We start from the raw sequence: 15,173 nt of genomic DNA, 5'->3' as shown, positions 1-15,173 counted from the left end.
CATCACCGAACGTCAGCTGTACCGAACGGCGGCGAGCTCGGTGAGGCCGGACAGCTCAACTACCTGCTCCACCGGCCCACCTCGCCGCAGCACGAGTTCGAGCGCCGAACGGCGCGCGTGGGCGAAGAGCACCCGCAGCCCCGCGCTGTCCAGGTAACTCGTCTGGCTCAGCTCGACGACGACGCGGTCACCGACCTCGGCGAGGGCGGCGCCGAGCTCCGTCGCGTTGGCGAAGTCGACCTCACCGACCACGACCACCGTCGGGGCGCCTTCGCGCAGGACGGTGAACTTCGCTGTCACGCCGAACGCCTCCTTCGCATGCGAACCGTGGTCCCGCTGTCGCTGCTGTCGATCACGACGGTGTCCATCAGCGCGCGCATCATCCGGACCCCGCGTCCTCGTTCACCTGGCGAGGGATCCGGTGTGCGCCACCGGCCCTGGTCGCTGACGACGATGGCGATGTGCCCGCCGTCGAGCCGGGCGCTGGCCCGCACCCGCTTGTCGGAGTCGCCGCCGTACCCGTGCTCCATCGCGTTGGTGCACGCCTCGCACACCGCGACCACGACGGCCTCGGCGACGCTGGCGGGCACGTCGGCGGTGGCCAGCCACGCGCGCAGCCTGCCGCGCATCACCGCGAGCTGGTCGGCCCTGGCAGGCAGGTCCAGCAGCAGCGGCTCCGGCGGGTGCCGGTACACCAGCACCGCGATGTCGTCGTCGTGACCGACCGGGGGCACGAGCTCGGCGAGCAGCCGGTCGGCCAGCTCACCGGGCCGCAGCGCCGCCGAGTCGAGCACCACCCGCTCCGCCGCGCCGATCCCGTCCAGCACCGGCACGTCCCTGCGCTCGATCAGGCCGTCGGTGTAGAGCAGCAGCGTCGAGCCGGGCCGCAGCTGGGTCTTGGTCTCCGGCCGCGACCGCCCCGCGGCAACCGCCAGCGGCAGGGAACGGTCGGTGAGCAGCTCGCGGGTGCGGTCGGGGTGGGCCAGGATCGGCGGCGGATGGCCCGCGTTGCTGTAGCGGAGGGTGCCGTCGGCCGGGTCGACGACCGCGCAGAACACCGTGGTGCACATCGCGCCGGGGATCTGCTCCGCGAAGGTGTCCATGTCCTCCAACGCCTGCGCGGGACCGTTGGCGCGCAACAGCAACGCCCGCGCGGAGCTGCGCAGCTGGCCCATGACCGCGGCGGCCTCGATGCCCCGCCCGACGCAGTCGCCGACGACAACGCCGATCCGGCCGTCCGGCAGGCGGACCACGTCGTACCAGTCGCCGCCGACCTCCAGCGGCTGCACCGCGGGCTCGTAGCGCACCGCGAAGCCCGGCGGCAGGTCCGTCGGTCCCAGGATCGCGTGCTGGAGGGTCAGCGCGACACCGCGGGCGCGCTCGTAGTCCCGCGCGCGGTGCAGTGCCTGCGCGAGGTGGCTGGACAGCAGCCCGAACAGCGCCTGCTCCTCCTGCGACAGCAGCCGGCCGGGGGCGAGCCCGAGCCAGACCGCGGCTTCGTTGTCGCCCAGCGGTGCCGCGATCCCCGGGGTCTCGCCCGCGGTGACCAGCACCGTGGCCACCGGGCGCGCCCGTGCGGTCGCCAGCGCCTCCCGCGCGGCCGGGCGCAGCTCCTCCAGGGAGTCCACGCCGACGACGAGCGCGGTCAGCCCCTCTGCCGGCCAGACGACCGCGACCGCCTCCGAGGTGTGCAAAGCCTTGCGCAGCGCGGAGATCCCGGCGTCGAGCACCTCGGTGACATCGGTCGCGGCGGCGAGTGCGGCGGCGAACTCGGTCACGGTGCCGTCGCGCTCGGCCGCCAGCTTCTCGGCGGTGATGTCGCGGATCGTGCCGACGAACAGCCTTTCGCCGTCGCGGCCGGGAACGGTCGTCGCGTTGATCTCGACCCAGATCCGGTGTCCCTCGCGGTGCCGGAACGGAATGCGGAACTGTCCGCCGCCCTCGCTGAGGAACCGGTGGAACGCGGCCTCCTGCGCGCGGTAGTCGTCCGGCCGCTCCCGCGGGTCGAACAGCCACGGGAACGGCCACGAGCACGGCAGCACGCTCACCGGGTAGCCGGTGATCTCGGTGAACGCCGAGTTGATCTCGATGACCGTGCCCCGGGTGTCGCCGACGAGGAACCCCTCCTGCAACGAGTCCACCAGGGCGCGCCGGAACCGCGACTCACCGTTGCGCAGCCGCGCGAGCTCCAGGTTGGCGCGGACGCGCGCGAGCAGCTCCTGGGTGGAGAACGGCTTGGGCAGGTAGTCGTCCGCGCCCGCGTCCAGCCCTTCGACGGTGTCGACCTCCCCGGACCGCGCGGACAGGAAGATCACCGGGATCGAGGCCGTCGCCGGGTCCGCACGCAGCTCCCGCAACAGCTCCAGCCCGTCCAGCTCGGGCATCATCACGTCACTGAGCACCAGGTCCGGCCGGTGCTCCCGGGCCAGCGCGAGGCCGCTGGCGCCGTCGGCCGCGGCCAGCACCCGCCACCTCGGCTCCAGCAGCCGGAGGAGGAAGGCCCGCATGTCCGCGTTGTCCTCCACCACCAGCACCAGCGCCGCGTCCGGCTCGGGACGCCGGCGGCTCGGCGGGGGGTCGGCGGAACTCCACCGCACCGCCTCCTCCACGTAGACCGGCGCGATCGCGGTCCGCTCCTGCCGGACCGCCACCGCGTCCGACTCGGACAGGGGGACCAGCACGCTGAACGAGGTGCCGACACCCTCCTCGGAGGTGACCGCGACCGTGCCACCGTGCAGCCGCACCAGCTCGTCCACCAGCGCCAGCCCGATCCCGGTGCCCTCGTGCGAGCGGCCCCTGCTGCCGTGCACCCGGTGAAACCGTTGGAACAGCAGGGGAATCTGGTCCTCGGGGATGCCGATGCCGGTGTCGGAGACGATCAGCAGCGCGTGGTCGCCCGAGGCCCGCAGGCACAGCTGGACCTGGCCGGAGAGGGTGTACTTGACCGCGTTTGACAGCAGGTTGAGCACCACCTTCTCCCACATGCCCGCGTCGACCCTGACCGGTCCCGGCAACGGGGGAGCCTCGACGGTGAAGCCCAGGCCCGCCCTGGCCACCGCTGGGGCGAAGGACTCGGCGATCTCCCTGGTGAGCGCGGCGAGGTCGGTCTCGGCGGCGTCGGGCCGCAGGTGGCCCGCCTCGATCCTGGCGAAGTCGAGCATGTCGTCGACCAGCCGCCCCAGCCGGGCCGCGTTGCGCCGGATGACGCGCATCCGCTCCAGCTGCGACGGCGGCAGCGGCTCGTCGGTGTCGCTGATCGCGTCCTCCGCCGGTCCCGCGATCAGCGTCAGCGGGGTGCGGAACTCGTGGCTGACGTAGCTGAACAGCTCGCTCTTCGCGCGGCTGAGCTCGGCGAGGGTCTCGGCCCGCCGTCGTTCGGCCTGGTAGGCGAGCACGTCGGTGAGCACCAGGCTGACCTGGCCCGCCACCAGCTCCAGGAACAGCCGGTAGTCCTCGTCCAGCGCGCGGTGCCTGCTGACCGCGAGCACCAGCGCGCCGATGGGCGCCTGCCTTCCGCTGACCACCAGCGGAAGCACGATCACGTCGTCGGCCCACTCCGCCCGCCGGGAGGTGGCCGCCACGTTCTCCGCTTCCTCTTCGAGGGTCAGGTGGATGCGCGAGTACGGGATGTCGGCGGTGAACCTGGCGAGCACCCGCTCGACGGCCCGGCACGCGGTCGGCACATCGGCGGCGACGCGCGACTCGGCCAGCGCGCGCAGCGCGCGCATCCGCCGGTCGCCGATGACCTGCAGGGTGGTGTCGGTGGTGGCGACGAAGATGCCCAGCACCTCGCCGCGGGTGTCCAGCACGGGGCTGTAGGAGAAGGTCCAGTACGTCTCCTCCGCGTAGCCGTACCGGTTGACCAGCAGGGGCTGGTTGTCGGAGTACGTCGCGCCCCGGCCCGCGAGCACGGCGTCCGCGAGCGGCCCGAGCTGCGCCCACGCCTCGGCCCAGCAGTCGGCGGCCCGCTCACCCAGGGCCCTGGGGTGCTTGTCGCCCAAGGCGGAGACGTAGGCGTCGTTGTAGATCTGGATCAGCTCGGGACCCCACCACAGCAGCATCGGCACCCGCGACGGCAGGCAGGTGTTGATCGCCGCGACCAGCTCCGGCGGCCAGTCCGGCATCGGCCCGAGCGGGGTGTCCGCCCAGTCGCGGGACGCGATCAGCTGCCCCATCTCCCCGAGAGAGGCCAGGTGGGGACCGGAGCCGTGACCGCTGTGCACGCGCTTGCGATACCCCGATCACGGGGCGGCCAACCGCACGATTCGGGCTCAGCGGCAGGGGTAGCCCAAACGCGGAGGCGAAGGAGGCGAAATGGTGCTTCAACCGGAGGACCCCGGCCCGCTGCCGGTGGTGGTGAGTGCGGTCGGCCTGCTGCGCCGGGGTGCCGTCGAGGGCACTTCCGCCAAGCTCGACGTGGTGGTGGAGCAGGGAAGCGACTGGGTGCGCGCGGCGACCGGCATGCTCGCGATGGCGGACGCGGACATGCTGTGCGGGCTCGCCGAGACCACCGACGACATGAGCCTGGACACCGGGTTCGTCGAGGTGCTCTCCGCCGACGGCGAGCAGGTGTCCATCGACGAGGTGGCACCGCCGTTGCGCGCGGTGCTGCGGACCGTGCTCGCGCACGCGTACGGCGACCCGGCCGCGGCGGAGGAGCAGATGAGCCTGGCGTTCCGGGAGGACGACCCGGTCACCGGCAAGCACGTGCTCGCGCACACCGTGCTGTGGACGGCGCAGCTGATGGACGTGTGCGAGGAGCACGCCGTGTCGGTCCCGCCGTGGCTCATCCCGGGTGGGTTCCCGTGATCCGCTGCTCGCTCGCGGGTTCCAGGATGATCCGCTGGGAGCGCCGCCCGGTGGCCATCATCCACGTCCACTCCGCGACCACCGCGATCCGGTTGCGCCAGCCGATGAGGTACGTCAGGTGCACCAGCGCCCAGGCCAGCTTGCCGATGAGCCCGCTCAGCCTGAGCCCGCGCACGTCCGCGACGGCGTCACCGGGGGAGACCGTCGCCATCGTGCCGCGGTCGTGGTAGCGGAACGGCCCCGGCGGCCGGGTCCCGGCCAGCCGCGCGGTGATCACCCGGGCCACGTACCGCCCCTCCTGGATGGCCGGGGCGGCGACGCCGGGGATGGAGCCGAGGCTGATCATGTCGCCGATCGCGAAGACCTCGGGGCGGCCGGGAACCGAGCAGTCCGGTGCGACCAGGACGCGGCCCTTGCGGTCGGTCTCCGCGCCGGTGGCCTTGGCCAGCTCCTCGCCGAGCGGTGACGCCTTCACCCCGGCCGACCAGACCACCGTGCGCGCGGGCAGCCGCCGGCCGCCGGGGTCGAGCTCCACGCCGTCGGCGTCGACGCCCGAGACCTTCTCGCCGAGCCGGACCTCGACGCCCAGCTTCTCCAGCGTGCGCTTGGTGCGCGCGCGCAGCTTCGCCGGGAACGGCGGCAGCACGCTGTCCACCGCGTCGAGCAGCACCACGCGCACCCGGGTCGGGTCGAGCAGTCCGCGGAACTGCCTGCGCAGCGTGCGGCGCGCCATGGCGGCGACCTGCCCGGCGAGCTCGACGCCGGTGGGGCCCGCGCCGACGATCGCGATGGTCAGCCAGCGGTCGCGCTCGACGGGGTCCTCGGCGGCCGCGGCGTTCTCGAAGGCCGCCAGCAGCCGGGAGCGGAGCTCGACGGCGTCGCGGAGGGTCTTCATCGGCCGGGCGACCGCGCGCCACTCGTCGTGGCCGAAGTAGCTGTCGGTCGCGCCCGCGGCGACCAGCAGCGTGTCGTAGCCCAGCGACCGGTGTGACCCGTCGGAGAGGACGACCTCCACCGCACGCGCCTCGACGTCAAAGCCGACCGCCTCGCCCAGCAGCACCGTGGCGTTGTGCTGGTCGCGCAGCACGTCGCGGACGGCGGGCGCGATGTCGCCTGGCGGCAGCAGCGCGGTGGCGACCTGGTACAGCAGCGGCTGGAAGAGGTGGTGGTTCATCCGGTCGACCACGGTGACCGCGACGTCGGCGCCCTTGAGCGCCCGTGCGGCCGCGAGCCCGCCGAAGCCCGCTCCCACGATCACGACCCGGTGTGCGGCAGCTGTCATGCCACTGCGGATACCCCTGCGCCGCCCGGCTATTCGTCTGTCCACTGTGGACGACTCGCGCGCGGGGATTGCGGACTGCCGCGACGGGTAAACCGACTGTCGTCGGCGATGAGGGAGGAGAGCGGAGATGGCGGAGACCAGCAGGCTGCCCGCGCCGGTGGTGGAGGAGTGGGACTGGCAGCGGTTCGGAGCCTGCCGGGGGAGGGAGAGCGCGGTGTTCTTCCACCCGGACAACGAGCGTGGCCTGGCGCGGCGGCATCGCGACGACGAGGCCAAGAAGGTGTGCGCGCGCTGCCCCGTGCTCACCCGGTGCCGGGAGCACGCGCTGGCGGTCGAGGAACCGTACGGCGTGTGGGGTGGGCAGGATGAGGACGAGCGCCGCGCCGAGGTGCTGGCCCGCAAGGGCCGGAACCGGACCAAGGGGCGGCGGCACGCCGCGTGAGCACACCGTGCCCTACGATGTGACACCTGGCTTCAGTTTTTGGGATTGAGTGTCACATCTGGAGGACTTGTGGCTGGTCGGCGGGTTGTCGTGGTGGGCGCCGGAGTGGTCGGGGCCAGTGTGGCGCACCACCTCGCGGAGCAGGGGGTCGGCGAGGTCCTGGTGATCGACGCCCGGTCCGAGGGCACCCTGCCGGGTTCGACCGGCCTGGCCCCCGGCCTGGTCGGCCAGCTCAGCGCGGACCGGGACCTGGCGCGGCTGGCGATGGCCAGCGTCGAGCTCTACGCGCGGCTGCCCGGCCTGTTCCACCGCGTCGGCTGCCTGGAGGTGGCCACGTCCGAGGAGCGCCTGGCGAGCTTCGCGGACGACGTCCGCGACGGCACCGAGCTGGGGCTGACCCCGAGGGTGCTCGACCCGTCCTCGGCGGCGGAGCTGGCTCCCGGGCTGGTCGAGGAGTCGGCGACGGGGGCGCTGTTCGTGCCCGAGGACGGCGCGGTGGACCCGGTCGCGGTCACGGCCGCGCTGATCGGCTCGGCCCGCGCGCGGGGCGTGCTGTTCCGGTGGAACAGTCCCGTTCGGCAGCTGGAGGAGCACAACGGCCGCGTGATCGGTGTGCGGCTGGACTCCGGGGTCGTGCGCGCCGACACGGTGGTGCTCGCGGCGGGGATCTGGGGGCCGACGCTGGCCGCGACCGTCGGAGCGCGGGTGCCGATGGTGCCGGTGGAGCACCCGTACGCCTTCACCGCGCCGAGCGAGGACCTCACCGGCGAGGCGATCACGATGCCGATCGTGCGCTACCCGGAGCACGCGGTGTACTGCCGCACGCACGGCACGCGCTACGGCTTCGGCAGCTACGACCACGAACCGCTCCCCGCTGCCATGGGAGCCACCGCGGGCAGGGCGTTCCGGGACAAGACGTTCGAGCCCGCGCTTGCCAAGGCGCGCAAGCTGGTGCCCGCGCTGCGGACGGCGGAGGTGGAGAAGCGGATCAACGGCGTGTTCGCGTTGACGCCGGACGAGCTGCCGCTGGTGGGACCGGCGCCGGAGGTGCGCGGCCTGTGGCTGGCGGAGGCGAGCTGGGTGACGCACGCGGGTGGGGTCGGCAAGCTGCTCGCCGAACAGCTCGTCGGCGTCTCCACCGGCCTCGTCGACCCCGCCCGCCTGGCGCCCGCCCGCTTCGCGGGCTGGTCGGCCGACCGCGTCACCCGGGCGTCGCTGCCGCACTACCGGGGCATCTACCTCACCCACTGATCCGACAGGCTGGCGGACTCCCCGCGACACAGCTGGTCGGCGAGCCGGGTGGTCTCCGGCAGGCGGTAGGAGGGAGTCAGCCGGAGCGTGAGGGCGCAGGCGCTGTCCAGATCGGTCCGGTGCCCGACGGAGACGAAGACCGGCTTCACCCCGTCCCGGGTGCGCAGCGCGGCACCGACCTCGTCGCCGTCGTCGACCAGGGGAGAACGCGAACCCCGTTGTGCCGCGGGCATGTCGTAGCGGCCCAGCGGTGTCTTCGCCACGCCGATCGTCGGCAGCCCGGTGAGCAGCCCCAGGTGGCAGGCGAGCCCGAAGCGGCGTGGGTGCGCCAGTCCCTGGCCGTCGCAGACCAGTGCCTCCGGGGTCGCGTCAAGCCCGTCAAGCGCCGCGATCAGCGTCGGGATCTCCCGGAACGCGAACAACCCTGGTACGTAAGGAAAAGCTGTGTCGCCGTCGGCCACCGAGGTCTCGACCACATCGAGCGTCTCCGCGTCCAGCACGACCACGGCCGCGACGATCCGGTCGCCGTTGTAGTCCACGTCCAGGCCCGCGACGGTGCGCGCGGCGCTCACGTCCGGCCCGGTCAGCTCGACCCGGTGCCGCAGCCGCTGCTGGACCTCGATCGCCTCGGCCTCGGTGCTCGGCCACCGGTCTGTGCGCATCCGGTGAGTATCGCTGGTTAGGCTCGGCGCGCCGAAAGAGATGAGGATTGTTCTGATGCGCCCCCGTGTCCTGGCACTGCCGCTGGTCACCGCCCTGATCACCGCGTGCGGCCCGGCCGCCGACCCGGCGCCTCCCGCCGGGGCCACGATCGACAACTGCGGGGTCGCGGTCCCGGCCGAGCAGCCGCCGAAGCGGATCTTCGCCGCCTTCCACAACGCGGTCGAGCTCGTGCACGCGCTCGGCGCGGGGGACCGGCTGGTCGGCACGGCCTACCTCGACAACCCGATCCTGCCGGAGTTCGCCGCGAACCAGGCGCGCGCCAAGTACTTCCCGGACGAGTACCCCAGCCGCGAGGAGGTGCTGCGCCTGGACCCCGACCTCGTCGTCGCGGGCTTCACCGGCGCGTTCACCACCGAGGGCCTCGGCACCCGCGCGGAGCTGAGGTCGATCGGCATCGGCAGCTGGCTCAACACCCAGATGTGCCCGACCGAGGACGGCGCCGGTCAGGCCTCCCTCGCGGTCGGCGAGGTGTCGCTGGACGGCGTCTACCGCGAGATCACCGACCTCGGCCGCGTCCTCGGCACCGGCGACCGCGCCGCCGCGCAGGTCTCGCGCATGAAGGAGACCCTCGCGGCGACCAGGACCGCCTTGGCGGGTGTGACCACGCGGCCGCGCGTGGCGGTGCTCAACCGGCCTGGCGGCGGCGGAGAGCTGCGCGTCTTCGGCGGCGGCGACATCGTCCAGCCGATCATCGAGGCGGCGGGTGGCGAGCAGGTCTTCGCCGACATCCGCGGCAGGCTCGCCAGGATCGGAACCGAGGAGCTGATCAAGCGGGCCCCCGACGTGATCGTGGTCCCGGCGTGCTGCGGCTCCGACGTCGGCCCGGAGGGCGCGAACGCGGTGATCGACGCGCTGCGCGAGGACCCGTCGCTGGCCAACGTGCCCGCCGTGCGGGACAACCGGATCTACCCGACGACCTTCGCCGAGCTCAGCCCGGGAGTGCGCAACGCCGACGCGGTGGCGGCACTGGCCAAGCGGCTGCACCCCGACCGGTTCGGCAGGTGACGCTCCGGCGCCTCGCCGTCGCGCTGCTGGTGCTGGCGGTGGTGGCCGTCGGATCGGTCCTGATCGGCACCGAGCATCTCGGCGTCGGCGTGCTGGTCGACGCCTACCTGCGACCGGACGGCTCGGACGCGCAGCTGGTGATCCGCCACCTGCGCGTGCCGAGGACGCTGACCGGCCTGCTCGCGGGCGTGGCGCTGGGCCTGGCGGGGGCGGTGACGCAGGGGCTGACCCGCAACCCGCTCGCCGGTCCGGAGGTGCTGGGTGTCAACGCGGGCGCGGCGCTCGCGGTGGTGATCGGCATCGCGACGGCCGGGCTCAGCTCGGTGAGCGGCTACGTGTGGTTCGCCTTCGCCGGTGCCGCGCTGGCCGGGCTGCTGACGGCGGTGCTCGGCGCGGGCGCCCCGGTCCGGCTGGCGCTGGCGGGGGTCGCGGTGACGGCGATGCTCGGCGGCGTGACCAGCGCGCTGACGCTGCTCGACGCCTCGGCCTTCGCGGAGTACCGGTACTGGGTCGTGGGTTCGCTGAGCGCGGCCACACTGTCCACAGTGGTCCAAGCGCTGCCGTTCGTCGCGCTCGGAGCGGTGCTGGCGCTGGCCTCGGCGCGCGCACTCAACGCGACGGCGCTCGGCGACGACACCGCGCGGGCGCTCGGCCAGCACCTCGCGCGGACCCGTGCGGTGGCGGCGATCGCGGTCGTCCTGCTCACCGGCGCCGCGGTGGCGATGGCCGGACCGATCGCGTTCGTCGGCCTCACCGTCCCGCACATCGCCCGCGCGCTGGCCGGTCCGGACTACCGCTGGGTGCTGCCGTGGTCGATGGTGCTCGCGCCGACCCTGCTCCTGGCGGCGGACGTGCTCGGCAGGCTCGTCGCGCGCCCGATGGAGCTCCAGGCCGGCATCGTCACCGCGGTCCTGGGCGCACCGGTGTTCATCGCGTTGGTGCGCCGCCGTCGACTGGTGGCGTTGTGAGGACGGTGCTGCTGCTCGGCACGGTGGTCGTGCTCGTGTTGTCGTTGGCGCTGGGCGACTACCCGATCCCGGTCGGCGAGGTGCTCGCGGTGCTCACCGGTTCCCCGGGGACCGGCAGGGCGAGCTACGTGATCATGAATCTGCGGTTGCCGCGCGCGGTGGGGGCGGTGCTCATCGGCGCGTGCTTCGGCCTGTCCGGCGCGGTGTTCCAGCGGGTGGCGCGCAACCCGCTGGCCAGTCCGGACATCCTCGGTGTGAACGCGGGCGCGGCCCTGGCGGCGGTGCTGGTGATCGTCGTGCTCTCCGGCGGTCCGTCGCTGGTGGCGGTCGGCGCCCTGGTCGGAGCCGTGGTCACGGCGGTGGTGGTCTACCGGCTGGGCCACCGCAGCGGCTACAAGCTCGTGCTGATGGGCATCGGGGTGACGGCGTTGCTCACCGCGCTGACCTCATGGGTGCTGACCACGGCGGAGCTGTACTCCGGCCAGCTCGCGGCGCTGTGGCTCACCGGCACCCTGGCCGGCCGGTCGTGGGCGCACGTGGTCCCGGTTGCCGTCGCGGTGGCGGTGCTGTTCCCGCTCGTGCTCGCGTTGGCGCGGTCGTCGCGGGTGCTGGAGCTGGGCGACGAGGTCGCGGCGGGGCTGGGCGTGCGGCCGGGGCCGGCCCGTGCCGGGCTGCTGACGGCCGGGGTGGCCCTCGCGGCGGTCGCCACGGCGGCGGCGGGACCGATCGCGTTCATCGCGCTGGTGGCGCCGCAGATCGTCCGGCGACTCGGCGGCGGGTTGGCGGAGTCGGCGGCCTGCGGCGCGTTGCTGCTGTCGCTCGCGGATCTGGTGGGGCGGCGGGTGTTCGCCCCGGTGGAGCTGCCCGTCGGCGTGCTCACGGCCCTGCTCGGTGCCCCGGTTCTGGTGTATCTGCTGGTCAAGTAGTGGTTGTCAGACCGCTGTGTTTGAGTCTCCACCGTGGACTGGACTCTTGAGGTGATCGTCGTCCCGGTGTCGGACGTCGACAGGGCGAAGACCTTCTACGCGGACAAGCTGGGCTTCGCCGTGGACCACGACACCGACCCGGGTGGCGGGGTGCGCATCGTGCAGCTGACGCCGCGCGGCTCCGGCTGCTCCATCGTGATCGGCGCCGGACTGTCCACTATGGAGCCCGGTTCGCTCAAGGGGGTGCAGCTCGTCGTCAACGACGTGCGCGCCGCCCGCGCGGAGCTGGTCTCGCGCGGTGTGGAGGTCGGCGAGGTGCAGTTCGCCGGCCCCGGCGGGTTCCGCCCGGCGACCGAGGAGGACGACCTGAACAACTCCGGCTTCCTCTTCTTCTCCGACCCCGACGGCAACTCCTGGGCGGTCCAGCAGATCACCTCCCGCCGTTAGGTCGTGTTTCCCAAGTCCGTGTTCGCGACAGCCGGGCCGATCCCGCCTCTAGGTCCTGTCCTGAACCGGACAGGTCGCTTGGGGTGGACCGCGTTCCTGCCGTTGGATGATCGGAATGTGGGTTGACCTCTCCGAGGACGAGCTCCGCGCGTACCGCAGCTCGCAGACCGATCCGGCGGACTTCGACGCGTTCTGGGCCGACACGCTCGCCGAGTCGCGGCGGCACGACCTCGCCGTCTCGGTCACGCCGATCGCCGTCGGCCTGACCACCGTCGAGGTCTTCGACGTGGTCTTCGCGGGCTTCGACGGGCAACCGATCCGGGCGTGGCTGCGGGTGCCCGCGCGCCGGGACGAGCGGCTGCCCGCCGTGGTCGAGTTCGTCGGCTACGGCGGCGGGCGGGGACACCCGATGGAGAACCTGCTCTGGTCCTCCGCCGGGTTCGCGCACCTCGTGATGGATACGCGGGGGCAGGGCTCCGGCTGGAGCACCGGGGACACCCCCGACCCGGCGGGCACCGGGCCCGCGTTCCCCGGCGTGATGACGCGGGGCATCGAGAGCCGCGAGACCTACTACTACCGCCGCGTGTTCGTCGACGCCGTCCGCGCGATCGAGGCGGTGCGCACTGTGGACGTCGTCGACGCGGAACGGGTCGCGCTGTACGGCAACAGCCAGGGCGGCGGGATCGCCATCGCCGCGGCGGCGCTGGACGGCCACGTCAGCGCCGTGGTGCCGCGAGTGCCGTTCCTGTGCGACTTCCGCCGCGCGCCGGTGATCACCGACCGGCCGCCCTACCGCGAGATCGCGCAGTACCTCAAGGCGCACCGGCACTCCGTGGAGCGCGTGCACGAGACACTGCAGTACTTCGACTGCGTCAACTTCGCCCGCCGCGCCAGCGCGCCCGCGTGGTTCTCCACAGCGCTGATGGACGGCACCTGCCCACCGTCCACTGTGTTCGGCGCCTACAACGCCTACGCCGGGCCGAAGCAGATCACCGTCTGGCCCTACAACGAGCACGAGGGCGGCGGGATCGAGGACGACGCCATCGCGCTGGAGGCGCTGCGCGGGGTCTTCGACCGGGCGGAGCGTCACTAGCTCGGTTGACACCGCCAGGCGTGGCCCGGGTGTCAACGCTGCCCGAAACGGTTTCACGACCCATCATGGTGGGCACGACACGATGGAGGACCGAGGACGCCAGGGAGGTCGTGATGGCCGGGCCAGCGCAGCACGCCGAGCCGGACCTCACCCTGCTCGGCGGGCGGTACCGGTTGGACCTGCTGATCGGCCACGGCGGCATGGCCGACGTCTTCCGCGCCACCGACACGATGCTCGACCGCCCGGTCGCGGTGAAGCTGTTCCGGGGCGGCGGGCGCGGCAGCGACCGGCAGCGGTTCCTGGCCGAGTGCCAGCTGTCCGCGCGCCTGAGCCACCCGAACCTCGTCACCGTCTTCGACGCGGGCTCCGACAACGGCCGGGACTACCTGGTGATGCGGCTGATCGAGGGCAGGACCCTCGCCGACAAGCTCGACTGGGGCCCGCTGGGCGCCGGGTGGGCCTGCCGGATGGGCGGTGTGGTCGCCGAGACCCTGGCGCACGTGCACGCCAGCGGGGTGGTGCACCGCGACGTCAAGCCCTCCAACATCCTGCTGGGCCCGAACGAGCAGCCCTACCTCGCCGACTTCGGCATCGCGCTGGCCACCGACGGCAGGCGGCTGACCAAGAGCGGTCAGTTCATGGGCACCGTCGCCTACACCTCCCCTGAGCAGATCCACGGTGCGCAGGCCGGTCCGGCCGCCGACGTCTACGCGCTCGGGCTGGTGCTGCTGGAGGTGATCACCGGCCGCGTCGAGTTCGACGGGCCGGAGTCCGTCGCCGCGATGACGAAGCTGCGGCGCGCGCCCGAGGTCCCGGCCTCGGTGCCCCCGGCGGCCGCCTCGGTCATCCGGGCGATGGTGGCCGAGGACCCCGCCGACCGGCCCGACGCCGCGGAGTGCGCCCGCTCGCTCGGCAAGGCCGCGCGGGAGCTGGGCGCGGCGCCGATGCTGCCGGTCTGCTCCGTCCGGCCGGTCCAGGACGAGGTGCCGCGAGCACCGCTGCCCCAGCGCGTCGCCGCCGCCACTCCTCGTCCTCGTCCCCGCCACCGCCGCAGACGGGGCCTGTCCCTGGCGCTCGCGGGTGTGTTCGCCGCCGGGGCGCTGGTGGCCTTCCCCGCGGGCGTGCTGGACGCGACCACCCCCGCCCCGCCGAAGGGGCAGACCGTCGCCGACCGGCCGGTGAGCCCTGCTCCGACCCCGCCCGCGAACCCGGTGACGACCGAGATCGTCACCGTTCCGGTCGCCTCCGAGCGAAAGACCGAGGGATCGGCGAAGAACGGCAAAGGCAAGGGCAAGAAGGTCAAGGCCAAGAAAGGCGACCGGGGCGACAACGGTCGCGGATCTTCCCGCCGGGACGACGAAGACTGATCCATTCTGCCTAGTGACTACTCCATTTGTGCAGCTCAATGCCGTGTGGTGAAAAGTTGTCACTCTGGTGAGTGGAGTGCTCCAGCTGTTTTGTCACCATTCTGACAATGCGTAGAAATGGCATTTGTACTTCTTGTGCCGCATGTCATCGCTCGGTAACGTACCCGCCGGTAGGTTCCTTGTTCGTTTCCCCTGTGCTAATCCCTGTTCTCTTTGTCGTTGGGAGATCTCCCGTGAACAGACGTGGATTGATCGCGCTCGGAGTCACCGTCGGAGTCGGCGCGTCCCTGCTCGGGGCGGGCGCCGGGGTCGCCGTCGCGGGACCGGTCAGCACCACGCTGACCTACAGCTGTGAGTTCCCGCTGATCGGCCCGTACGACGTCAGCACCAAGATCGACGTGACGCTGCCGGACTCCGGCACCGTCGGCCAGCCCGTCCAGGCGACCAACCTCAGCGTCACCGTCACCGTGCCGGAGGACGTCGTCGCCGCCCTGGCGATCTTCGAGGCCGCCACCGTCGACGGCACCGCCACCGCGGGCGCCGTCGTCACCGACTCGGCCGCACAGGCCCAGGACCTCGCGCTCTCGCTGACTGTGCCGAGCGCCGTCATCCCGCCGACCGGACCGCTGCCGGTGCTCGCCACCGGAACGGTGCCACCCGCCACCGTGGCCAACGCGGGCACCGCCACCGTCTCCGTCGCGCCGACCTACCAGGCCCGGCTGACCCCGAAGAAGGCCGACGGGTCCCAGACCGACCTCGGCACCTTCGACCTGCCCTGCACCGCCAACCCCGCGACGCAGGACCGCACGCTGGGCACGATCCCGATCGCCGCCGCCGTTCCCGGGACCCGCTGACCGGGA

At 72.9% G+C, this 15,173-nt stretch carries 14 protein-coding genes; 10 read left to right on the top strand and 4 right to left on the bottom strand.

Translation table 11 applies throughout. The features are described from left to right. Positions 1-12: 12 nt before the first annotated feature. Both ACFFQA_RS26740 and ACFFQA_RS26735 read right to left on the bottom strand, forming a co-directional pair. Positions 13-300, bottom strand: a complete 288-nt coding sequence (locus tag ACFFQA_RS26740; RefSeq protein WP_377857907.1) for an STAS domain-containing protein — start codon at positions 298-300, stop codon at positions 13-15. Next, a complete protein-coding gene (locus tag ACFFQA_RS26735) occupies positions 297-4,175 on the bottom strand; it encodes a SpoIIE family protein phosphatase (protein WP_377857905.1) in 3,879 nt (1,292 codons plus the stop codon). Before ACFFQA_RS26735 ends, ACFFQA_RS26740 begins: the two co-directional genes overlap by 4 nt. Before the next feature lie 139 nt (positions 4,176-4,314). On the opposite strand from ACFFQA_RS26735, the gene ACFFQA_RS26730 reads away from it, so the two are divergent. Further along, entirely contained in the window at positions 4,315-4,809 is a 495-nt protein-coding gene (locus ACFFQA_RS26730; protein ID WP_377857902.1) for a hypothetical protein, read from the top strand. On the opposite strand, the gene ACFFQA_RS26725 is transcribed toward ACFFQA_RS26730, so the two are convergent. After that, positions 4,787-6,091, bottom strand: a complete 1,305-nt coding sequence (locus ACFFQA_RS26725; protein ID WP_377857899.1) for an NAD(P)/FAD-dependent oxidoreductase — start codon at positions 6,089-6,091, stop codon at positions 4,787-4,789. The two genes, ACFFQA_RS26730 and ACFFQA_RS26725, sit on opposite strands and share 23 nt — an antisense overlap. A gap of 127 nt (positions 6,092-6,218) precedes the next feature. Between ACFFQA_RS26725 and ACFFQA_RS26720 the strand changes: the two genes are divergently transcribed. Both ACFFQA_RS26720 and ACFFQA_RS26715 read left to right on the top strand, forming a co-directional pair. Further along, positions 6,219-6,533 carry a WhiB family transcriptional regulator gene (locus tag ACFFQA_RS26720; RefSeq protein ID WP_377857896.1) on the top strand — a complete coding sequence of 105 codons (315 nt, stop codon included), beginning with the start codon at positions 6,219-6,221 and terminating at the stop codon, positions 6,531-6,533. Between the two features lie 69 nt (positions 6,534-6,602). Continuing rightward, positions 6,603-7,784 carry an NAD(P)/FAD-dependent oxidoreductase gene (locus ACFFQA_RS26715; protein WP_377857893.1) on the top strand — a complete coding sequence of 394 codons (1,182 nt, stop codon included), beginning with the start codon at positions 6,603-6,605 and terminating at the stop codon, positions 7,782-7,784. Here the strand turns inward: ACFFQA_RS26715 and ACFFQA_RS26710 are convergent. After that, positions 7,769-8,446, bottom strand: a complete 678-nt coding sequence (locus ACFFQA_RS26710) for an endonuclease V (protein ID WP_377857890.1) — start codon at positions 8,444-8,446, stop codon at positions 7,769-7,771. The two genes, ACFFQA_RS26715 and ACFFQA_RS26710, sit on opposite strands and share 16 nt — an antisense overlap. A gap of 55 nt (positions 8,447-8,501) precedes the next feature. Here ACFFQA_RS26710 and ACFFQA_RS26705 point away from each other — a divergent pair, with 55 nt between their 5' ends. From ACFFQA_RS26705 to ACFFQA_RS26675, 7 genes are all read left to right on the top strand, one after another. Further along, the gene (locus ACFFQA_RS26705) at positions 8,502-9,512 is read left to right on the top strand and encodes an ABC transporter substrate-binding protein (RefSeq protein ID WP_377857887.1); all 1,011 of its coding nucleotides are present in this window, start codon (positions 8,502-8,504) and stop codon (positions 9,510-9,512) included. Then, complete coding sequence (locus ACFFQA_RS26700; protein WP_377857884.1) at positions 9,509-10,480, top strand: FecCD family ABC transporter permease; 972 nt, start codon at positions 9,509-9,511, stop codon at positions 10,478-10,480. The genes ACFFQA_RS26705 and ACFFQA_RS26700 overlap by 4 nt, the downstream gene beginning before the upstream one ends. Continuing rightward, a complete protein-coding gene (locus tag ACFFQA_RS26695) occupies positions 10,477-11,406 on the top strand; it encodes a FecCD family ABC transporter permease (RefSeq protein WP_377857881.1) in 930 nt (309 codons plus the stop codon). Before ACFFQA_RS26700 ends, ACFFQA_RS26695 begins: the two co-directional genes overlap by 4 nt. Positions 11,407-11,439: 33 nt before the next feature. Next, positions 11,440-11,853 (top strand): VOC family protein, encoded by a 414-nt coding sequence (locus ACFFQA_RS26690; RefSeq protein ID WP_377857878.1) that lies wholly within the window; start codon positions 11,440-11,442, stop codon positions 11,851-11,853. A gap of 106 nt (positions 11,854-11,959) precedes the next feature. Next, on the top strand, positions 11,960-12,946 hold the full coding sequence (locus ACFFQA_RS26685; RefSeq protein ID WP_377857875.1) for an acetylxylan esterase: 987 nt from the start codon (positions 11,960-11,962) through the stop codon (positions 12,944-12,946). Between the two features lie 113 nt (positions 12,947-13,059). Then, entirely contained in the window at positions 13,060-14,313 is a 1,254-nt protein-coding gene (locus ACFFQA_RS26680) for a serine/threonine-protein kinase (protein WP_377857872.1), read from the top strand. A 233-nt stretch (positions 14,314-14,546) separates the two neighbouring features. Beyond that, the gene (locus ACFFQA_RS26675; protein ID WP_377857869.1) at positions 14,547-15,167 is read left to right on the top strand and encodes a DUF6801 domain-containing protein; all 621 of its coding nucleotides are present in this window, start codon (positions 14,547-14,549) and stop codon (positions 15,165-15,167) included. Positions 15,168-15,173 lie beyond the last annotated feature (6 nt).

Origin of the sequence: Allokutzneria oryzae (assembly GCF_042429765.1) — a bacterium.
GTDB classification, from domain to species: Bacteria; Actinomycetota; Actinomycetes; order Mycobacteriales; family Pseudonocardiaceae; genus Allokutzneria; species Allokutzneria oryzae.
This window is presented reverse-complemented; position numbering and strand designations above follow the sequence as displayed.